This window comes from Xylanimonas oleitrophica, assembly GCF_003244315.1.
GTDB lineage: Bacteria > Actinomycetota > Actinomycetes > Actinomycetales > Cellulomonadaceae > Xylanimonas_A > Xylanimonas_A oleitrophica.
Map to the genome: position 1 here is coordinate 378,049 of NZ_QKWH01000002.1, position 20,918 is coordinate 398,966.

Sequence of the window (20,918 nt, forward strand, 5' to 3'; positions counted from 1 at the left end):
GCGGGGGCACCGCATCATCGTGGGGCGATGACTGCTCCCGACACCACCCAGGTCCGCGGCCTGCCGCAGGACGGCTCCCCGTCCGGCGGTGGCGCCCTCGACGTCGTCCACGCACTCACCGGGGCGATCCCCCAGGTGGTGAGCGTGACAGCGGTCGTGGTCACCCGCGGACGCAGCGCCTTCCTGCCCGCGACGCTCGCCGCCCTGCGCGGCCAGGAGCGCGCGCCCGACGACGTCGTGGTCGTGGACGTGGACGCGCCCCGCTCGACCGGTTCCACCCTGGGGCTGCGGCTCGACGACGCGCGCTTCGTGCCGGCGTCGGGCGCGCGGACGTTCGGCGAGGCCGTGGACGTGGCCCTGGCGGCGGGCGCCGTGCGCCCCGACGGGTGGCTGTGGCTGCTGCACGACGACTCGGCGCCGGCGCCGGGCGCGCTCTCGGCGCTGCTGCGCTCGGTGGAGCACACCCGGGCGGTGGCCGTCGCCGGGTGCAAGCAGCGCCGATGGCCGGTGGGGGAGGACGGCACGCCGCTCGACCCGCAGGCGGGCCGCGGCCTGCTCGTGGAGGTCGGGTCGACGGTCTCGCCGCTGGGCCGGCGCATGACGGGCATCGACGACACGGAGATCGACCAGGGCCAGCACGACGCGAAGGAGGACGTGCTGGCCGTGGGTCTGGCCGGCGCGCTCGTGCGCACCAGCGTGTGGACCGAGCTGGGCGGCACGGACCCGGAGTACGGGGCGTTCGGCGACGGGCTCGACCTGTGCCGCCGGGCCCGCCGCGCCGGCCACCGCGTCGTGGTGGTGCCCGACGCCGTGGTGCACCATGCGCAGGCGTCCCTCCTGGGCCTGCGTGACGAGCCCGGAGCGCAGCCGGACGAGGGGGCGTCGTACGGTCCGCGCCGGCGCAGCCAGCTCCACCACCGCCTGGTGCACGTGCCGCTCGGGCTGCTGGTGCCCGCGATGATCGGCATGGTCCTGTGGGCGCCGGTGGCCGCGATGTACCGGCTGGCCCTGAAGAACCCGGGCCAGGCCCGGCACGAGATCACGGCCCCCTTGTGGAACGTGCTGCGCATCGTGCCGCTCGTGCGGGCGCGCCAGCAGGCCGCGCGCACCTCCACGCTCCCGCGCCGGGTGCTGCACCCCCTGCTGGCCACGTGGCGGCAGGTCTACTCGGAGCGCCGGGACGTGCGGCTGGCCCGGGCGGAGGCCAACCGCACCCGGTGGGCGCCGAGCGAGCTGGAGCGCACGGAGCTGCGCCGTCTAGCGCTGCGCCGCCGGGCGGGCCTGACCTTCGCCCTGCTGGCCGCGGCAGCCCTGGTGCTGGCCGTGTTCGGCCCGTGGTTCGGCGTGCTGGCCCAGGGCGGCCGCATCGTGGGCGGGGCGTTGCTGCCGGCCCCGGGCACCCTGGGGGACGTGTGGGACGCCGCCACCTCCGGCTGGGTGGCCGACGGGCTGGGCACCCGGGCCGCCGCGGACCCGCTGCTGCTGCCGCTGACGGCACTGACGGCGCTGGTGGGCGGCTCGTTGCAGACGGCGGTGCACGTGCTGGTGGTCGGCGCCGTGCCCCTGGCTGCCCTCGGGGCCTGGTTCGCCGCCGGCGCCCTGACCCGTTCGCCGTGGGCCCGTGTCGCCGCCGCGCTGGTGTGGGCCGCCTCGCCCGCCCTGCTGGGCACGCTGCAGACCGGTCGCCTCGGGGCGCTCGTCGCCCACCTGGTGCTGCCGTGGGCCGCGCTGGCCCTGGTGCGCTCCGTGGGCGCCCAGGCCCGCGACGAGCTGGGCCCGATCGAGCCGCGCGACGAGGACGTCGAGGAGCCCCGCCGCGGCCCGCGCCCCTCGCGCCGCGCCCGCGCCCGCCGCGGCTCGCTCGGCGCTGCCGGCGCCGCCGGCCTGCTGCTCACCGTCGCCGTCTGCGCCGCACCCGTGCTGCTGCCGGTGACCGTGGCCGCCGTGGTCGTCGGCGTGCTCGCCGCCCCCCGCGACCGCCGCAACCTCGTCGTCGCGCTCCTGCCGCCCCTCGTCGTCGCGGCCCCCTTCTGGGTGCACGTCGCGCGCACCTGGGACCAGGGCGGCTGGCGGCTCCTGCTCGCCGACCCCGGCGCGGTCACCGGCACCGGCCCGGCGCCCGCAGGCTGGCAGCTGCTCCTGGGCCACCCGGCCGTGCCCGGTGCCTGGTTCGGGCTCGACGGCGCCCGCGGCCCGCAGGCCCTGGCGCTCCTCGGCGCCGTGGGGCCCTGGCTGCTGGGTGCGTTCGTCGTCGCCCTCGCCCTCGTCGCCCTGGTGCCCCGGCGCGTCACCGCCGGGACCCGCACCGCCTGGGCGCTGGCCGGTCTCGGCGTCCTGGTCGGCCTGCTGGCCGAGGAGCTGGGGGCCTGGCCTGGTGTCGGCGCCAGCCTCGTGCTGCTCGGCCTCGGGGGCGCGGCCCTCATGGGCCTGCCCGCCGCCGGCGACGTGCTCGCCCCCACCGCCCGGCGCTCTGGCCGTCGCACGGCGCTCGCGGTCGCAGGGGTCGTGGCCTTCCTCGCGCTCCCGGCCGCGGGGGCGACGTCGTGGGCGCTGGAGGCGGGCCGCGGCGACGCCGTCGGTGATCTGCGCGCCAGCGCGGCCGGTGTCGTGCCGGCGGTCGGACGGCAGATGCAGGACTCGGAGCGTGCCGCCCGGGTGCTGCAGGTCGCGCGGGACGACGACGGCGTCGTGGGCTACGCGCTGCTGCACGCCGACGGTTCCGCGCTGACCGACGCGTCCGTGGCCGTGCGCGGCCGGGACGCGGGCACCGTCGAGGCGCCCGAGCGCTCGGGCCGCGCCCGCCTGGACGCGCTCGCCGCCGACCTCGTCGTCGGGCAGGCGCCCCGGCTGGCCGAGCGGCTCGCCGACGTCGGCGTCGGCGCCGTCGAGGTGCCGCCGGGCGCCGACCCGGACCTGGTGACCACGCTCGACATGGTGCCCGGCCTCAGCCGGGTCACCGAGGGCGACGGCCCGCTGCTGTGGCGCGTCGACGTCGGTGACGAGCCGCCGCCCTCCTGGGCACGGCTGACCGACGGCCCGCCCGACGGCGGGGACCGTCCCACCACGCTCGCCGTGGTGGCCTCCGACGGCCGGCGCGTGAACGGTGACGTGACCGTGGCGCAGAGCCCGGACCAGCAGCGCACCCTCGTGCTCGCGTCGGTGGCCAGCAAGGGCTGGCGTGCCACGCTCGACGGGCAGCGGCTGCCCGTGGTCGAGGCCGGGGGCCTGCAGGCCTTCGCCGTGCCGCCGGAGGGCGGCTGGGTGCGCGTCGAGTTCGTGGACCCGGCCCGCCCGCTGTGGCTCGCCGGCGCCGGCTTCGTCCTGCTCGTGTACGTGCTGCTGGCCCTGCCCGTCGGGCGCCGGCGGGGGAGGTGACCATGAGGCGCAAGACTCGCCACGAGGACGGCGCGGCGGACCGCGCCGGCGACCCGGCGCCGCGGCAGGTGCCGGAGCAGGTGCCGGACGGCGCGGCCGGGCAGGCCGCCCGGCCGGGCGCCGCGGCGGACCCCTCCGAGGCCGGCACACCGGCCGCCGACACCGCCTCCGCTGAAAATCCGACGCGGGCCGTCCGCGGCGCCCGGACCCGCTCGGGGCGCGGTGTCGCGCGGACCGTCGCCGCCGCCACCACGGGGGCAGTGGTGGTCGCCGCGGTGGCCGCCGCGACCGTGCTGGCCCAGCCGTGGGCGAGCGCGCTGGCCGGCCCCGGGCGCGGCGTGGACGCGGACACCGTCCGCTCCGTCGACGTCGACCCCGCCCCCGCGCAGCTCGTGTGCCCGCTGCCCGCGCGCCTGCCCGAGGGGGCGGACGTCGGCGACGCCCAGTTCTCGGCGAGCCCCGTCGAGACCACGTCGGGCTACGTGCTCGGCCTGGTGGGAGCGGAGCGCGGTGAGGTGGCGGCCGGGCCCCTCGGCGGTGAGACGGCCGGGCTGACGGAGGGCTCGGCGGCCGCCGTCGTCGCGGGCGACCCGGCCGACCTGGCCGACCGGGGGGTGCTGCTGCAGGCGCAGCCGCTGCGCGAGGCCCCCTTCCGCGCGGCGGGCGCGCTCGCGTCTGCCACGACGGCGGGCGACCTGCGCGGCCTCGCGGCCGCGGCGTGCACCGCCCCGGCCATCTCGCACTGGATCGTCGGGGGCGGCACCGAGGTGGGGGCCAACGCCCTCCTGCTCGTGCAGAACCCCACCACGCGCACCGCGACCGTCGCGCTCGACGTGTACGGCCCGGCGGGCCAGGTGGCCCTGGGAAGCCGTGGCGCGTTCGTCGTCGGGCCCGGCGAGGCCGTCCAGGTCCGGCTCGAGGCCGTGGCCCCCGACCAGCGGCGCACCGTCACCCACGTCCGCTCCACGGGCGCCCGCGTGACGGCGAGCCTGCAGGCTCACGCCGTCGACGGGCTGGTGCCGCTCGGCACCGACCTGCTGGCGGCGGGGGCCGAGCCGTCCACGTCCGTCGTGGTGCCCGGCATCCTGTCGGCGGGCGAGGCGCTGGAGGACCCGCAGGCCCCCGCGCTGCGCCTGCTCGCCACCGGCGACGAGCCGGGCACCGCCCGGGTCAGCGTGTACGGCCCCGAGGGGCGCGTCTACCTGCGGGGCGGCGAGACGCTGGACCTGGAGCCCGGCGCCGTGACCGACCTGCCGCTGGGCGGTCTGCCCGCCGGTGCGTACGCGGTGGCCGTCGACGCCGACGTCCCGGTCGTGGCCGGGGCCCGCTACGCCCGGCAGGGATCGGCGCCGGCGGGCGGGGTCGTGGCGGGCACCCCCTACGACGCCGCCTGGGCCTCGGGCCAGCCCGCGGCAGGCCCGAGCGCGGGCCAGGCGGCGGTCCCGGCCGGCACGCACGCCGTGCTGACCCTCGCCGCGGTCCCTGACGACCGGGGCGAGGACGCCCGTCCCAGCGGCCGGACGACGGCCACGGTGACGTTGTACGACGCCGCGGGCGAGCAGGTCGCCACCACCGACGTGCCCGTCGAGGCCGGCGCGACCGCGCGGGTCGATCTGAACCAGCTCGCCGGGGAGCGCACGCCCGTGCTCGTCACCGTGGACGGTGGTGACGGACCCGCCCTGGCGTGGGCCGTCAACCTGGGCCACGAGGACGACGAGAGCCTCGTCGCCGTGCTCGCGCCCACCCCCGCCGTGGCGGCCCCGGGCAGCACCCAGGTGCGCGAGGTGCAGGCCGTCGACTGACCGGCGGCTTCGGCCACGCCCCCGCGACCCCCTACACTTCCCGGCGTGCCCGCGCGCCGTGGGCACGCCCCACGACGCCCCACGACGAGGAGCCACCAGGTGAGCGCGGAGACCGCCGGGAACAGCACGGACGACGCCGCGCAGGCTCCGTCGCACCGGTCGGACGTGGCCGTGGTCGTGGTCACCTTCAAGCGCCAGGACCTGCTCGCGCGCCTGTTCGACTCCTTCCGCGCCATGGGTGAGCAGCCCACCAGGATCGTGGTCGTCGACAACGAGGACTCCCCGGCCACGGCGGAGCTCGTGAGCGCCCTCCGGGCCGACCTGGCCCCTGCCACCGACGTCGTCTACGCCCCGCAGGAGACCAACACCGGCGGTGCCGGCGGGTTCTCCGCGGGCAGCCGGATCGCGTACGACTCCGGCGCGGACTGGGTGTGGCTCATGGACGACGACGTCGTCGTGCTCCCCGGTGCGCTCGAGCGCATGCGCCGCTGGACCGACAGGGTCGACGCCGACCTCGCGGCCGGCGTGCCGCTGGAGCGCACGCACGGGGTGCTGCAGGGCTCGCGCCGCAACTTCGACGGCAGCGCCTTCTACTGGCAGTACCACTTCTGGACCCGGCTGGGCATCCCCAACCCTGTGGCGCCGCGGCCGTTCGGCGACGACGAGCACGGCTCGCGCTCCCGCCCGATGAACACCGCCTGCTTCGAGGGCGGCCTGGTGCACCGGTCGGTGATGCAGCGCGTCGGGCTGCCGGACCCGCGGTTCTTCATCTACTGGGACGACACGATCTACGGGTACCTCGCCAGCAAGGTCACGCAGCCGCTCATCGTGTCCGACCTGATCCTCCAGCGCACCCGCGAGCTCGCGCACCACCGCATCGGCACCACCCGCAAGCTCAACTCCACGAGCGACCTGGCCAGGTACCACATCCTGCGCAACCGGGGCTACATGGCCCACTACCTGCGCACCCACGGGGACTACAACCCGCTGCTGTTCGGCCTCGGCACGGCGGCGACCCTGGCCAAGGAGGTCATCCGCCTCTCGCTGGCCGAGGACCGCCGGGCAGGGCTGTCGGAGATCCTCCGCGGCCGGCGCGACGCGCGGAGGCTGTGGCGCGACCGCACCTGGCAGCCCATGCCGCCGCTCGGTGAGACGACGAGCACGCCCCGCGGCTGACCGCTCAGCGGCCCTCGAACCCCGGGTCGATCTCCTCCGGCGTGCGCGCCAGGAGGTGCGCCACCTGCTCCACGACGACGTCGTGCACCAGGTCGGCGAGATCCTCCTCGTCCTGCGCACGCAGCTCGACCGGCCGGCGGTACACCACGACACGGGCGGGCTGGCCCGAGTCCGCGGGGAAGCACCTGCCCAGTGGCACCCCGCCGTCCTCCCACGGCGCCGGGTCCGACGGCGGCACGTCCTCCACGGCGAACTCCGTCCCGGCCATCTGGCGGGCCCAGGTGCGCTCGAGGTCCTCGACCGCGTCGAGGACGAGGTCGTCGAACTGCTCGGCGCGCGTGCGGTGCGCGGGCATCTGCGGGGGCATCAGCGGGCCGCGCAGACCACGCCCTCGCCGGTCGCGCCGGCGGCCGGGGACGACCGCGGGGGCGGCCGCCTGGACCGCGCCGTCGGCGGGACCCGGCGCGGCGTCGGGGGCGAGCGGCCGCGCGGGCTCGAGGTCCGGCACCGGCAGCGAGCCGGAGCGCTGGCGCCGCGAGCGGCCGTGCGGGCGCGGGGCCGGGGACGAGCCGCGCGACGAGCCGAAGATTCCCACCGCTCGACTCTATCCCCGCCCTCGACACCAGGGTCGCGGTACCGCTCGTGGGCGTGCCGTGGGTCACGGTGGGGTCACGGTGCGGCGTGGATCGCAGGTCAGAGGGTCGCGGGGGCGTAGGGTCACCGCGTGAGATCGGTCAGGCAGTGCTCCCGCACGGCATGCACGCGTGCAGCCGTCGCGACGCTCACCTATGTCTACGCGGACTCGACCGCCGTGCTCGGGCCGCTGGCCCAGCACGCCGAGCCGCACAGCTACGACCTGTGCGCCGACCACGCCGAACGCCTGACGGCGCCCCGCGGGTGGGAGGTCGTCCGGCTCTCGCCGCAGTTCGTGGAGCGAGGGCCGTCGCCCGACGACCTGTCCGCCCTGGCGGAGGCCGTGCGCGAGGCCGGCCGCGTGACCCCGGCCGCGGCGCCGGAGCCGGCGTCCGTCACCGAGACGTCCCGGCGCGGGCACCTGCGCGTGCTGCGCGCCGACGCCGACTGAACGCCCGGGCGTGAGAGAGGGGCCCGGCAGCCGATGGCTGCCGGGCCCCTCTCGCGTGCAGGGGCGCGCACCGGCCCGGTGGTGCGAGGTGTGGTCCGGTGTGCGCGGCGCGGGACCGGTCAGGGCACCCAGGCGCCGACGGCGCGGCCGTTGCCGACGAGCTCGACCGGCCCGGCGGCGTGGGTGACGAACAGCGAGCGGCCGCGAGGCAGCGGGCACGTGCCGCCGCCGTGCCGCAGCGCGAGGTCGCCGTCGAGGGCGAGCACGATCCGGGGGCCCGAGTCGTGCCACGGCACGGGCTCCGACGCCTCGACGTCGGCGAGCGCGAGGGCGAACTCCTGCACGGGGGCGCGGTAGGTGGTCAGGCGGCTGCGGGTGCCGCGGACGGAGACGGCCGGCGAGGCGGGGTGGCGCGGCTCGAACGAGGCGCACTCCACGAGCGCGGGCTCGTCGACGTGCTTGCTGGTGAGCCCGGCGCGGAGCACGTTGTCGGAGCTGGCCATGACCTCCACGCCCAGGCCGGAGAGGTAGGCGTGCACCTCCCCGGCGGGCACGTAGATCGCCTCGCCGGGCCGCAGCACCACCCGGTTGAGCAGCAGGGACACCAGCGCGCCCGGGTCGCCCGGGAACTGCTCGGCGAGCTGGACCACGGTGGCGTCCTCGAGCGGGTGGGGGGACCCGGCGTCGAGCCGGCTCCGTACGGACCCGACGGCGGCGGCGACGTCCTGCGCGCAGCGTGCCGCGCCGCGGACCCCGACGAGGGTGGTGAACGCGGCCCGTACGCCGCGGGCGGTGCGGTCGTGCCGCAGCGCCGCGCGGACCTCGTCGAGCAGCCGCCCCTCGAGCCCGTGCAGGAGGCGCAGGGCCGACCGGGGGGTGCGGAAACCCGCGAGCGCGTCGAACCGGGTCAGGGCGACGAGCAGCTCGGGCTTGTGCTGGTCGTCGTGGAAGGAGCGCACGGGGGAGCCCGGCGCCACCCCTTCGCGGTTCTCCCGGTTGAAGCCCGCGCGCGCGGCGTGCGGGCGGGGGTGGACCTGCAGGGAGAGCGCCTGCTGCGCGGCGAGGACCTTGAGCAGGTAGGGCAGGCGGGGGCCGAACTCGGCGGAGACCCGGTGACCCAGCGCGGCGCGCGGGTCGGCGCGCACGAGGTCGTCGAGCCGGGCGGCCTCGGCGTGCGGTGCGGGGGCGTGCGGTGCGGGGGCCGGGGTGGCGAGGGCGGGCGTGGCGAGCGAGGGTGCGCTGGGGTGGGCGCCGAGCCACAGCTCGGCGGCGGGGCGCCCGTCCGGCACGGTGCCGAGGAGCTCGTGCACGGCGGTGGGCGAGCCCCAGTCGTAGTGCTGGACGGTGTTGTCCAGCGTGAACACCCCCACGCCCACCGTCCACCTCCTCGCCGTGCCGTGTGCTCCGGTCGGTGCGCCTGCGCGGGCACCCGCTCACCAGGCGTCAGCCTCCCACACCGCCCCCGCACCGTAGGCTGTCCGGGTGACGCTCGACCTGTCCTCGATCATCAAGGCCTACGACGTGCGGGGCACCGTCCCGGACCAGCTCTCGCCGCAGGTGGCCGAGGCGATCGGCGCGGCGTTCGCGCGCGTCGTCGTGCTCCCGGAGGCGCCGGCAGGCGCCCGGCCCCGCGTCGTCGTCGGCAACGACATGCGCGAGTCGGGACCGGAGCTCGTGGAGGCCTTCGCCCGCGGGGTCACGGCCGCGGGGGCCGACGTCGTGCGGATCGGTCTGTGCTCGACCGACGGCCTCTACTTCGCCTCGGGCTCCCGGTCGGTCCCCGGGGCGATGTTCACCGCCTCGCACAACCCGGCCGAGTACAACGGCATCAAGCTGTGCCGTGCCGGGGCGCGGCCCGTGGGCCAGGAGACGGGGCTGACGGCGGTGCGCGAGCTCGCGCAGACCTACCTCGAGCAGGGGCTGCCCGCTGCGGCCGAGGAGCCGGGGACGCTCGCCGACGAGGACCTGCTGGCCGGCTACGCGGCGTTCCTGCGCGGCCTGGTGGACCTCTCGGGGATCCGCCCGCTGAAGGTGGTGGTCGATGCCGGCAACGGCATGGGCGGCCACACGGTCCCGGCGGTGCTGGGCACCGGCGCCGGCCTGCCGGAGCTGCCGCTCGAGGTGGTGCCCCTGTACTTCGAGCTGGACGGCTCGTTCCCCCACCACGAGGCCAACCCGCTGGAGCCGGAGAACCTGCGCGACCTGCAGGCCGCCGTCGTGGAGCACGGCGCCGACCTGGGCCTGGCGTTCGACGGCGACGCCGACCGCTGCTTCGTCGTGGACGAGAACGGGCGTGCCGTCTCGCCGTCGGCCATCACGGCGCTGGTGGGCCTGCGCGAGGTGCTCAAGGAGAAGGAGGCCGGCCGCGGGGCCACGGTGATCCACAACCTCATCACCTCGCGCGCCGTGCCGGACCTGCTCGAGGCCGCCGGGGCGAGGACGGTGCGCACCCGGGTGGGCCACTCCTTCATCAAGGCGCAGATGGCCGAGCACGAGGCCGTGTTCGGCGGCGAGCACAGCGCCCACTACTACTTCCGCGACTTCTTCTTCGCCGACACCGGCATGCTCGCGGCGATGCACGTGCTCGCCGCCCTCGGGTCGCAGGACCACCCGCTGTCCGCGCTGGCGGAGATGTACGAGCCGTACGTCGCCTCGGGGGAGATCAACTCCCGCGTGAGCGACGTCGCCGCGGCGCGCGCCCGAGTCCTGGAGGCGTACACCGCCGCGTACCCGGGCATCGACGTCGACGAGCTCGACGGGGTGACCGTGTCCCACTGGGACGGCCACCCGCAGTGGTGGTTCAACCTGCGGGCCTCGAACACCGAGCCGCTGCTGCGCCTGAACGTCGAGGCGGCGGACGAGGACATCATGGAGAAGGTGCGCGACGACGTGCTGTCGCTCGTGCGTGAGGTGGCCGCCCCGGCCACGGAGACGGAGCAGCCATGACCGGCATCGACATCGACCCCTGGGTGCGCAGCGTGCTGCGCTGCCCCGTCACCGGCGCCGAGCTCGTCGACGGCGTGGGCCCTGACGGCCAGCCGGAGCTGCGCTCCACCGACCCGGAGCGGCCGCTGGCCTACCCGGTGCGCGACGGCGTGCCTGTGCTGCTCGAGTCGGACGCGCGGCCCCTGCGCTGATCTGGGCTGACCGGGCTGACCGCGCGCTGACCTGCGCCGGCCGCGTGGTGGTTCAGCGGCCCGCCGCGTAGCCCTGCGCCCCGCGCGGGTTGGCGGCGGCGCCCAGCAGCCCGGTGCCCGGGTCGCGCGTGACGGCGGACAGCCGCCCCAGCGCCCAGTCCCCGGCGAGCGTCACCTGGTGGCCACGGGCCACCAGCCCGGCCACGACGTCGGCGCCCAGGCGGTCCTCCACCACCGCACCGGCCGGCGTCCACGTGCGGGGCCAGAACGAGCCCGGCATCGACGTCGTGTGCAGGGCGGGGGCGTCGATCGCCTCCTGCGGGGTGTACCCGCCGACCAGGACGCGCAGCAGCATCAGGAGCTGCCACTGGTCCTGCTGGTCCCCGCCCGGGGACCCGAGCGCCATGACCGGCTGACCGTCGCGCAGCACGAGCGTGGGTGTCAGGGTGGTGCGCGGGCGGGCACCGGGTCGCAGCGCCGACGGCGACGACTCGTCCAGCCAGGTCATCTGCAGGCGCGTGCCCAGGCAGAAGCCCAGGCCCGGCACGGTCGGGGAGGACTGCAGCCACCCGCCGGACGGGGTCGCGCTGACCATGTTGCCCCACCGGTCCACGACGTCGATGTGGCAGGTGTCGCCCCGCGTCGCCCCCAGGGCGTCGGGCACGGGGTCCACGGCGGCGTCCACGGGCACGGCCGCCACGGTGGGCTCGCCCACGCTCGTGACGGTGGGCTCCCCGACGCCCGGAGCACCCGGCAGGGAGCCGGGCGCCGCGGTGAGCGCGGACGACGTGCGCAGCGCAGGCAGGGGCGGCGTGGGCCGTCCGGGGACGGACCCGGGGCGCACCTCGGCCGAGGCACGCTCGCCGATCAGGGCACGGCGCTCGGCCGCGTACCCGTCGGAGAGCAGGTGGGCCAGCACCACCGGGTCGGCGCCCTCCCCGTACCAGGCGTCACGGTCGGCCATCGCGAGCTTGAGCGCCTCCAGCACCGTGTGCGCGCCGGCCTCGGTGGACGGGTCCAGCAGGGAGTCGTCGAGGCCCTCGAGGATCTTCAGCGCCTGCAGCAGCACGGGCCCCTGACCCCAGGGGCCGGTCTTGGCGACGGTGTGGCCACGGAACGTGACCGTCGTGGCCTCCTCGAACGAGGCCGAGAACGCAGCGACGTCGGCCGCCGTCATCACGCCCGCGTGGTCGGCGCCGTCGGAGTGGCGGTGCGGGGTGCGCACGAACTCCTCGACGGCGGGCCCGACGACGTCGCGCCACGCGTCGCGGGCGGCGTCGATCGCCGCGGCCCGCGACGCGCCGTCGGCCAGGGCCCGCCCCTCCGCCTCCACCAGAGCCTCCAGCACGCCGGCGTACTCCGGGTCGGTGACCATCTCACCGGGCTCGGGCACCCGGCCGTCCGGCATCCACCGCTGTGCCGAGGTGGGCCAGTGCTCCCGGAACAGGCCGGCCACCGAGCCGATCGTCGCGGCCACCCGCCCCAGCAGCGGGTGCCCGTCACGCGCGTACCCGATCGCGAACCGCAGCACGTCAGCCACCGACCACGTGCCGTGGTCGCGCAGGAGCAGCAGCCACGCGTCCACCGCGCCCGGCACGGCGGCGGCCAGCGCCCCTGAGCCCGGCACCAGGTCCAGGCCCTGCGCGCGGTAGTGCTCGATCGTCGCACCGGCGGGGGCCGGCCCCTGCCCCGCCAGCACCACGGGACGCCCCGGGTCGTCGGCCGTGGCGAACACCCCCGTCATGTCCCCACCCGGCCCGTTGAGGTGCGGCTCCACCACGTGCAGCACGAACGCCCCCGCCACCGCGGCGTCGAACGCCGTGCCGTCCCGCTCCAGCACGGCCTGGGCGCTCGCGGTCGCGAGCCAGTGCGTCGAGGCCGCCATGCCGAACGTGCCCCGCAGGTCGGGTCGCGTCAGGTGGGCGGGGGCGGGGACGAAGGCGCTGGTGGGGCTGCTCACGGAAGACCTCGCTCGGGGAGACGGTGCGGACAGGGGGAGACGGGGAGCAGGAGGAGACAGGGACCAGGAGAGCACAGGGCGGGTGGGTCAGGCGGGCCGGTCCTCCGAGCCGTGGCCCAGCACGGCCACGACGGCGGTGATGAGGGCCGACAGCGCGACGCCCCACGCCAGGTGGAGCTGCAGCAGCAGGGCTCCGGCCGCCGCGCCCGCGCCGATCAGCAGCACGGCCAGCGCCCGGCGCGCCCACGGCTGCCCGACGCCGCGGCCCAGCCACGAGTCGGCCGCCAGGCCCGTGATCGTCGACGTCACCACCACGGTGGTGACGTCCTTGACGGCCACGTGACGGGCCGCCGCGGCCTGCGCGCCCATCGCGAGCGCCAGCCCGGCGGCCAGGGCGACCTCCACGGAGCGCAGGTAGCCGCTGTCGGTCTCGCCCGGCCCGCTCGTGGCGGCCGTCGGGTCGGCCAGCACGAGGGCGAGGGCCACCAGCGCGTGGGCGACGGCGACGGCGGCCAGCAGCGCCGTCGTGCGCGCCGACCACCCGGCCGCGGTGCCGCGCAGCACCCGCCCGGCCACCGCAGCCCCGAGCATGAACGCCGCGAGAGCCACCAGGGGGCCGGTGACGGGCAGGTCGTCGGCACCGGCGATCCCCATGCCGAGGATGACCACGTTGCCGGTCATGTTGCCCGTGAAGACCCGGTCGAGCCCGAGGTAGCCGACGGCGTCCGCGATCCCGGTCGAGAAGGTCAGGGCCAGCATGAGGACCAGGTGGAGGCGGTCGCGGGAGAGGCGGTTCAGCACGAGGCACAACCTAACCGGCGGTCCGTCCGCCGAGGCAGCACGCGGGCCGCCGGGTCCGGACGGTGGTCCGGACCGGGCGGCCCTGGTGCGTGCACGGAGGTCAGACGCCCGCCGCCGCCTTGAGGTCGTCGACGAACGTGGGGTTCTGCTCCAGCCACGCGCGTGCGGCCTCGTCCTCGGAGGAGTACTCGTCGGAGTTGAACATCATGTTCTCCAGCGAGAAGAGCTGGTCGCTGGACATCTCGAACGCCCCGATGAGCTTGGTGAGCGTGGGGTAGCGCTCGGTGAAGTCACCGGTGCCGTACGTGCGGATGTCCTCCGCGTCGCCCAGAGCGCCCTGCGGGTCCTCCAGGTCGCGCACGGGGTACTCGTCGTACGCCCAGTGCGGGCGCCACAGCGTCACGGCGATGTTCTCGCCGGACTCGGTCGCGCTCTCCAGCTCGGTGAGCATGGCCGAGGTCGAGGAGATCACGTAGTCCATGCCCTCGAGCCCGTAGGTGGGGATGACGGCGTCCTGCGTGACCTCCGTGAGGCCGGCCCCGGCCTCGATGCCCACGAGGCGGTTGCCGTACTCGCCCGCCATGGTGGCGAGGTCCTCGAGCGACCGGGCGGGGGAGTCCTCGTTGACGGCGATGGTCAGCTTGGCGTCGTCGTACCAGGTGCCGAGCTCGGTGATCTGGTCGCCGTAGGTCTCGAGGTAGCTCGCGTGCGTCAGCGGGAGCCAGGCGTCGAAGTAGACGTCGAAGTCCCCGCCGGCCAGGGCGGTGTAGATGATCCCGTTGTCGGCGCCGTCGCGCATGTCGACGTCGTACCCCTCGTCCTCCAGGATCTGCTTCCAGAGGTAGGAGACGGCGATGCCCTCGTCCCAGCCCGACGGCGGGACGGCCACCGAGATCGAGGTCTCGTCCTCACCCGTCGAGGACTCGCCGTCGGCGGCGTCGCTCTCGGTGCCGCAGGCGGCCAGGCCGAGGGCGAGGGCCAGGGCGGCCGGGGCGACGACGGCGCGGCGCAGGCCGCGGCCGGTGGTCGGGCGGGGACGTGCGGTGCGTACGGAGGTCATGCCTGCCTTTCGTGCCCGGCGCTCGGCCGGACGGGGTAGGGGATGGGGTGGTGGCCCGGGCGCGCGTGCGCCCGGGCGCAGGGGATGCTCACGACGGTTCCCGCGAGGGCGCTCATGACCGGGCGGCGGCCAGGGCGCGCGCGACCGGGGCGCGGTCGGCGAGGGCGGAGGTGACGCGGTCCAGGTACATGGCCAGCACCACCACCGACAGGCCGGCCTCGAAGCCGAGCGCGATGTCGATGCGGCCGAGCGCTCCGAGGACCTGCTGGCCGAGGCCGCCGGCCCCCACGAGCCCGGCCATGACGACCATCGACAGGGACAGCATGATCACCTGGTTGACGCCGGCCATGATGGTGGGCATCGCCAGCGGGAGCTGGACCTGCCGCAGGATGCGGGCCGGTGTCGCCCCGAACGCCTGGCCGGCCTCGACGACCTCGGCGTCGACCTGCCGGATGCCCAGCTCGGTGAACCGGACGCCGGGCGGCAGGGCGAACACGATCGTCGCGATGATCCCGGGCACGGGGCCCGTGAGGAAGATGAGCACGACGGGGATCAGGTAGACGAAGGCGGGCATCGTCTGCATGAGGTCGAGGACGGGTCGCACGGCCCGTGAGACGCGGTCGTCGCGGGCCGCCCAGACGCCCAGGGGTACCGCGACGGCCAGCGCGATGCAGGAGGCGACGAGCACCAGCGCGAGGGTGTCCATCGCGGCGCCCCACTGGTCGACACCCGCGATGACGACGAACCCGACGAGCGAGCCCAGGGCGAGCTTCCAGCCCTTGGCGAGCAGCGCCAGCACGGCGAGCAGGATCGCCACGACCCAGAAGGGTGGTGTCGCCAGCACGGTGTCGAGGCCGTCGTAGACCGCGCCGAGCACGTCCTTGACGACGTCGAAGAGCGGCTTGAACGTCGTCCTGACCCAGGTGACGAACGCCTCGATCCAGGTGCCGAGCGGGATGCGGGGGACGAGGGCGTCGGTCATCGCGCGCCTCCTTCGGCGGGGGCGGGCGCCGCGCCGTCGTCGGCGTGCTGCTCGGGGGGCACCATCGCGGTGAGCAGGGTGACCCGGGGCACGACGCCGACCAGGCGGCCCTCGGCGTCGGTGACGGGCACCGGCAGCGGGGACTCGGCCGCGGGCGCGAAGATCTCCGCGAGCGGGGTGTCGGGGGACACGGCGGTGAGGTCGTCCCGCACCAGGCCGTCGAGCGTCTCCTTGCCGTCGCGGAGGGCGGCCACGGCGTCCTCGTCGCGCACGTGGCCCTGCAGGCGGCGCTGGCGGTCGACGACGTAGGCGGCGGACACCTGGGCGTCGCGCATGGTGCGGCTGGCCTGACGGGGGCCGCCGGTGCCGGGCACCACGGCGGCCGGGCGCACCATCACGGAGGAGGCGGTCAGGACGCGCGTGCGGTCGACGTCGGCGACGAACTGGGCCACGTAGTCGTTGGCGGGGTCCGAGAGGATCTGCTCGGCCGTGCCGATCTGCACGGTGCGCCCGTCGCGCATGACGGCGATCCGGTCACCCAGGTACATGGCCTCGTTGAGGTCGTGGGTGATGAAGACGATGGTCTTGCCGAGCGTCTGCTGCAGCTCCAGGAGCTGTTCCTGCATCTCGCGGCGGATGAGGGGGTCGAGGGCGCTGAAGGCCTCGTCCATGAGCAGCACGTCGGTGTCGGCGGCCAGGGCGCGGGCGAGGCCGACGCGCTGGCGCATGCCACCGGAGAGCTGGGACGGCAGGGAGTCCTCCCAGCCGCCGAGGCCGACGAGCTCGAGGGCGGTGCGGGCCTTCTCGCGGCGCTCTGCCTTGGGCACGCCCTGGATCTCGAGGGGGTAGGCGGCGTTGTCGAGCACGGTGCGGTGGGGCAGGAGCGCGAAGTGCTGGAACACCATGCTCACGTTCCGGCGGCGCAGCTCGCGCATGTGCTTGGCGTCGGCGGTGGCGAGGTCGGCGCCGTGCAGGAGCACCTCGCCCGCGGTCGGCTTCCACAGCCCGTTGAGCATGCGGATGAGGGTCGACTTCCCGGAGCCGGACAGGCCCATGACGACGAAGATCTCGCCCGGTGCGACGTCGAAGGTGGCGCCGATGACGGCGGCCGTGCCCAGGTGCTTGATCTCGTCCCGGGTGGCGCCGTCGCGCAGGCGCCGCACGGCTTCCTCGGGGCGGGGGCCGAAGACCTTGTAGACGTCGCGGACGGACAGCGCGGGCCGCGGGGCGGCCTCGGCGGTGCCGGGGGTGGGGCCGCCGGCTGCGGCGCCGGTGGTGGCGCCGGCCGCGGGGGCGGTGGTGCTGGGTGCCGTCATGGGGTGCGATCCCTGCCTCTCGTGTTCCGGACGCCCTCACCATGGCACCGTCTCGAGGGGTGAAGCGGTGCCGGGCGGGGGGTGTTCGGGTCTGGTCATGACCATTCCTTGGTGGGAGACCGTTGAGAACCCGCGGATCCATGCCAACCCATGATCGTTACCGGAGTGTGACGTTGCTTCATGGGGGCGGGGTCTGGTATTCGCGGGCGCGCAGGCGCGGGCCGTCGGGGGTGACCTGGATCACTCGAGGCTGTGTAGCCTCGGGCACATGACTGCGGACGACGGTGTCGGTACGGCGCGGCTCGAGGACGAGACGCCCGCCCAGAAGCTGCGATGGAAGATCGTCGGACCGGGCCTCGTGGTCGCCGCCACGGGCATCGGGGCGGGCGACCTCGTCGCCACCCTCGTGGCGGGCAGCCGGTTCGGCTACGGGCTGCTGTGGGCGGCGGTGCTCGGCGTGCTGATCAAGATCGCCCTCGTGGAGGGCGCCGGCCGCTTCTCCCTCGCCACGGGGCGCACCATCTTCGACGGGTGGAAGTCGCTCGGTGCGTGGGCCACCGTCTACTTCGGCGTCTACATCGTCGTGTGGGGCCTGAGCTACGGCGCCGCCGCGATGTCCAGCTCTGCCCTGCCGCTGGCGGCGCTCTTCCCGCAGGTCGACCTGGTGTGGTTCGCCATGGCCTCGGGCCTGATCGGGGCCGCGGTGGTGTGGCTGGGCCGGTACGCCGTCTTCGAGAAGATCGTGGCGGTGCTGGTCGGCGTCATGTTCGTGACCGTCGTCGGCGCCGCCGTGCTGACCGTGCCGAACCTCGCCGAGATCGCCCGCGGTCTGGTGCCGCGCTTCCCCGAGGGCTCGGTGATCTACACCCTGGGCCTGGCCGGTGGCGTCGGCGGCACCATCACCCTGGCCGCCTACGGGTACTGGCTCAAGGAGAAGGGCTGGTACGCGCCCGGCTGGATGCGGGTGATGCGCATCGACAACGCGATGGCCTACGTCGTCTCCGGCGTGTTCGTCGTCGCGATGCTGGTGGTGGGCGCCGAGCTGCTCTACTCCAGCGGCGTCACGGTCGCCGACGGCGAGGGCGGCCTGGTCGACCTCGCCGGGGTGCTGGCCGAGCGCTACGGCGCCGTCATGGCCCCGGTGTTCCTGGTGGGGTTCTGGGCCTCGTCGTTCTCCTCGGTGCTGGGCGTGTGGAACGGCGTCTCCCTGATGTTCGCCGACTTCGTGGCCACCGCGCGCGGGCTGCCGCAGGACGACCCGCGCCGCCGCTCCGGCGGCCTCTACTACCGCGCCTACGTGCTGTGGCTGACTTTCCCGCCCATGCTCCTGCTGCTGCTCGACCGCCCCATCGCCCTGGTGGTCGCCTACGGCGCGCTGGGCTCGCTGTTCATGCCGTTCCTGGCGATCACGCTGCTGTTCCTGCTGAACTCCGAGGCCGTACCGGTGCGGTGGCGCAACCGTGCGTGGCTCAACGTGGTGCTCGTGCTGGTCGCGGGGGTGTTCGTGGTGCTCGGCGTCAACGAGCTGGTCAAGGCCGTGGCCCCGCTCTTCGGGTGACCGTCACGGGCGGCAGGGGGAGGGGTCAGAGAGCGATGCCGGCCCGGCGGCGCGTGGTGCGGTTGGCGTGCACCGTCCACCGGGGCGCCCACCGCGCCAGCGCGGCCGCCGCGGCCGGGCCGAGCAGGCCCGCCGCCCAGATTCCCGCGGCCAGCGAGCCGAGCGCCGCGCCGGCCGACACCACCAGCGGGCCCGCCGCCGCCCCCGTGTCCTGCAGCACCCGCCACAGGCCGAGGAACTGGGCGCGACCCTGGGCCGGCGAGGCGTCCGACCCGAGCGTCATCAGCACGCCCGACCCCATGCCGTTCCCGAGCCCCAGCAGCATCGCGACGACGGCCAGCGACGGTGCCGAGTGCGTGAGGGGCAGCGCCACCAGCGCCACGCCCATCAGCAGCATGGACGGCACCCCGATCCACAGCCGGCCCATACGGTCCATGACCTTGCCCGCCGGGTAGAACAGCAGCATGTCCACACCGCCCGCCACCCCGACGACGAGCGAGGTCACCGCCGGGTCCAGGCCCAGGTGCACGCCCCACAGCGGGATCACCGTCTGGCGCGCCCCGCGCACGGCGCCCACCAGCAGGCACGCCACGCCGAGCGTGGAGAACAGGCGCCGGTGGTCCCGCAGCACGGTGCGCAGCGTGGGGGAGCCCGGGGCGGCCTGCGCGCCGGTCGCCACCGGGCGGGCGGAGGGGCGCGCGGCGCCAGTCTCGCCCGGTGCCGTGACGTCGTCCCGCACGACGGCGACCGTCACGGTCGCGGCCAGGGCGACGGCGGCGCCCAGCCAGTAGACGGCGTGGACGTCGCCCGTGCGCAGCACCAGCGCCCCCGCGAACGGGCCCACGAACTGCCCGATCCGGTGCACGCCTGCCAGCGTGGACAGCACGCGGGCCCGCTGGAGCGGCGGGGTGATCTCGGTGAGGTAGCTGTGGCGTGCGAGGTTGAAGACCGCCGCGGCGGCACCGATGGCGAGCACCGCCGGGGCGAGGGTCGCGAGGCTGGGGGCCAGCGCCGCCCCCGCGAAGCCCAGGGCGGCCACGACGCCGGCCACCAGCATCGCCCTGCGGTCGCCCAGGCGTGCGGCCAGCGCGCCGGCGGGGAGGTCGGCGAGGATCTGCCCGGCCGGCAGCAGGGCAGCCACGAGCCCCGCCACCGCCAGGGTGGAGCCGAGGTTCGTCGCCGTCGGGGCGATCACCGGGATCGCGGCGCCCACGCCGACGTCGAAGACGAACGCCGGGACGAACGCCCCGAGCACCACGGTGCGCAGCGGGAAGAGGCGGGCGGGCGGCGTCGTCGGAGAGGGCATCGGCACCATCTTGCCCCGCCGGGGCGGCCCCGGTTCAGCGCACGGGTGCCGAGGAGGCGTACGGGCCGGCGTCGGTGCGGGCCCGGGCCCCGGCGACGGCGCGGGCCCCGTCGGCCGCCGTCCGCGGCCGGCGCCGGGTGGTGAGCGCACGCTCGACGGCCTTGCGCAAGGGCCGGTTCGCGCGCTTCTCGACCGCGTGGTGGATGGCGAACGAGAGCGCGGTGCTCACCGCGAGCGCCGCGGCCAGCGACACCCAGGGGGAGACGCCGGTGCCCAGCAGCTCGATGGCGGCGTACCCGAACTGGGTGTGGACCAGGTACAGGGGATAGGTGATCGCGCCGGCGACGGTCAGCGCCGTGGCCAGCCACGGCGTGCGCACCACCGCGCGGGGGCCGGACGCCCACCACACGGCGGCGACGGACAGTGCGAAGACCGTCACCGAGACCGGCACGCTGACGGGGACGTCCTGGAGGCGTGCCGCGTGCTCCGCGCGCGGCACGAGGTGGTGCACGCCCATGGCCACGGTCGCGGCCAGGGTCGCCAGGAGCCGGCCGGTGACGCCGTCGCGCCGCATGAGGTACAGGATCATGCCGACGCCGAAGTAGGGGGCGTACGAGGCCACGAGCATGCTGGCGACGCCCGACCAGCCCAGCGCCTGGGCGCCCATGCCGGCCAGCGGCCACAGCAGCGCGAAGGCGACGACGCGGCGCGGGGTGAACCCCCCGAGCGCCACGACGACGCCCACGAGCACGTAGAACTTGAGCTCCACGAGCAGGGTCCAGAACACGACCTGCACGGGCACGGCGCCGAACAGGTCCGGTGCCATCGTGAGGTTCAGGAGGGTGTCGGCCAGGCTCGGCTGCCGCCCGCCGGGCCACCAGGCCTGGAGCAGGGCGGTGATCGCCACGGCCGCCCAGAACGCGGGGTAGAGCCGGCCCACCCGGGACCCGACGAACTGCGCGAGGTTGCGCCCCTGCGCGGACATGAGGATGACGAACCCGCTGAGCACGAAGAACAGCTCGACGGCGAGCCAGCCGTACCGGGTGACGCCGCTGATGGCGGCGAACTCCTCGTGGGGCCGCCCGCCCAGGTAGGCGCCCGCCGTGGGGGTGGCCGTGAAGTGGTAGACCACCACGGCCACCGCTGCGGCGAACCGCAGGGCGTCCAGCAGGAGGAGGCGGTGGGCCGCTGCTTCCCGCGTCCCCGTGGCCGCCGGGTCCGTCCTCGTGTCGCTCATTCGCTCGACCATAGGTCACGGTTCGGTAACGGCACCACCGGAGCCGGTCGGCGAGCGCCAAAGCCCCCGCCGGGCCGGGCGGAGCCGGGGCACCTAGCCTGGCAGGAGCACGGGCAGGCGAGGG

The 20,918-nt window shown here is 75.9% G+C and carries 16 protein-coding genes; 7 read left to right on the forward strand and 9 right to left on the reverse strand.

All coding sequences use genetic code 11. From position 1 onward, the window contains the following. Positions 1 to 27 precede the first annotated feature (27 nt). The 3 genes from DNL40_RS05575 (at position 28) to DNL40_RS05585 (ending at position 6,353) form a co-directional block, all read left to right on the forward strand. Positions 28 to 3,375, forward strand: a complete 3,348-nt coding sequence (locus DNL40_RS05575; protein ID WP_111250222.1) for a glycosyltransferase — start codon at positions 28 to 30, stop codon at positions 3,373 to 3,375. A gap of 2 nt (positions 3,376 to 3,377) precedes the next feature. After that, positions 3,378 to 5,177, forward strand: coding sequence for a DUF5719 family protein (locus DNL40_RS05580; protein ID WP_111250223.1), 1,800 nt, complete (start codon positions 3,378 to 3,380; stop codon positions 5,175 to 5,177). A gap of 99 nt (positions 5,178 to 5,276) precedes the next feature. Continuing rightward, a complete protein-coding gene (locus DNL40_RS05585; RefSeq protein ID WP_111250224.1) occupies positions 5,277 to 6,353 on the forward strand; it encodes a glycosyltransferase in 1,077 nt (358 codons plus the stop codon). A 4-nt stretch (positions 6,354 to 6,357) separates the two neighbouring features. Here DNL40_RS05585 and DNL40_RS16945 read toward each other — a convergent pair whose 3' ends face one another. Beyond that, complete coding sequence (locus tag DNL40_RS16945) at positions 6,358 to 6,948, reverse strand: metallopeptidase family protein (RefSeq protein WP_342766633.1); 591 nt, start codon at positions 6,946 to 6,948, stop codon at positions 6,358 to 6,360. Positions 6,949 to 7,077: 129 nt separating this feature from the next. Between DNL40_RS16945 and DNL40_RS05595 the strand changes: the two genes are divergently transcribed. Then, positions 7,078 to 7,437, forward strand: coding sequence for a DUF3499 domain-containing protein (locus DNL40_RS05595; RefSeq protein WP_111250225.1), 360 nt, complete (start codon positions 7,078 to 7,080; stop codon positions 7,435 to 7,437). 119 nt (positions 7,438 to 7,556) lie between these two features. Here the strand turns inward: DNL40_RS05595 and manA are convergent, their stop codons facing one another. Continuing rightward, positions 7,557 to 8,813 carry a mannose-6-phosphate isomerase, class I gene (gene manA, locus DNL40_RS05600; RefSeq protein ID WP_245885685.1) on the reverse strand — a complete coding sequence of 419 codons (1,257 nt, stop codon included), beginning with the start codon at positions 8,811 to 8,813 and terminating at the stop codon, positions 7,557 to 7,559. Positions 8,814 to 8,919: 106 nt separating this feature from the next. On the opposite strand from manA, the gene DNL40_RS05605 reads away from it, so the two are divergent. Further along, positions 8,920 to 10,383 (forward strand): phosphomannomutase/phosphoglucomutase, encoded by a 1,464-nt coding sequence (locus DNL40_RS05605; RefSeq protein ID WP_111250226.1) that lies wholly within the window; start codon positions 8,920 to 8,922, stop codon positions 10,381 to 10,383. After that, the gene (locus DNL40_RS05610) at positions 10,380 to 10,574 is read left to right on the forward strand and encodes a Trm112 family protein (protein WP_111250227.1); all 195 of its coding nucleotides are present in this window, start codon (positions 10,380 to 10,382) and stop codon (positions 10,572 to 10,574) included. The genes DNL40_RS05605 and DNL40_RS05610 overlap by 4 nt, the downstream gene beginning before the upstream one ends. Positions 10,575 to 10,626: 52 nt before the next feature. Here the strand turns inward: DNL40_RS05610 and DNL40_RS05615 are convergent, their stop codons facing one another. The 5 genes from DNL40_RS05615 to DNL40_RS05635 all read right to left on the reverse strand — a co-directional run bounded on the left by DNL40_RS05615 (position 10,627) and on the right by DNL40_RS05635 (position 16,693). Continuing rightward, positions 10,627 to 12,459, reverse strand: coding sequence for a gamma-glutamyltransferase family protein (locus tag DNL40_RS05615; RefSeq protein ID WP_111250292.1), 1,833 nt, complete (start codon positions 12,457 to 12,459; stop codon positions 10,627 to 10,629). Positions 12,460 to 12,621: 162 nt separating this feature from the next. Continuing rightward, positions 12,622 to 13,335, reverse strand: coding sequence for a DUF1275 family protein (locus DNL40_RS05620; protein WP_245885686.1), 714 nt, complete (start codon positions 13,333 to 13,335; stop codon positions 12,622 to 12,624). 100 nt (positions 13,336 to 13,435) lie between these two features. After that, positions 13,436 to 14,395 carry a glycine betaine ABC transporter substrate-binding protein gene (locus tag DNL40_RS05625; protein ID WP_111250228.1) on the reverse strand — a complete coding sequence of 320 codons (960 nt, stop codon included), beginning with the start codon at positions 14,393 to 14,395 and terminating at the stop codon, positions 13,436 to 13,438. Between the two features lie 112 nt (positions 14,396 to 14,507). Then, on the reverse strand, positions 14,508 to 15,377 hold the full coding sequence (locus tag DNL40_RS05630) for an ABC transporter permease (RefSeq protein ID WP_111250229.1): 870 nt from the start codon (positions 15,375 to 15,377) through the stop codon (positions 14,508 to 14,510). Continuing rightward, entirely contained in the window at positions 15,374 to 16,693 is a 1,320-nt protein-coding gene (locus DNL40_RS05635) for a quaternary amine ABC transporter ATP-binding protein (protein WP_111250230.1), read from the reverse strand. The genes DNL40_RS05630 and DNL40_RS05635 overlap by 4 nt, the downstream gene beginning before the upstream one ends. Positions 16,694 to 16,961: 268 nt before the next feature. On the opposite strand from DNL40_RS05635, the gene DNL40_RS05640 reads away from it, so the two are divergent. After that, positions 16,962 to 18,251, forward strand: a complete 1,290-nt coding sequence (locus DNL40_RS05640) for an Nramp family divalent metal transporter (protein WP_111250231.1) — start codon at positions 16,962 to 16,964, stop codon at positions 18,249 to 18,251. 25 nt (positions 18,252 to 18,276) lie between these two features. Here DNL40_RS05640 and DNL40_RS05645 read toward each other — a convergent pair whose 3' ends face one another. Then, entirely contained in the window at positions 18,277 to 19,557 is a 1,281-nt protein-coding gene (locus DNL40_RS05645; RefSeq protein WP_245885687.1) for an MFS transporter, read from the reverse strand. Positions 19,558 to 19,591: 34 nt separating this feature from the next. Next, positions 19,592 to 20,794, reverse strand: coding sequence for an acyltransferase family protein (locus tag DNL40_RS05650; protein WP_179950951.1), 1,203 nt, complete (start codon positions 20,792 to 20,794; stop codon positions 19,592 to 19,594). Positions 20,795 to 20,918: the final 124 nt, after the last annotated feature.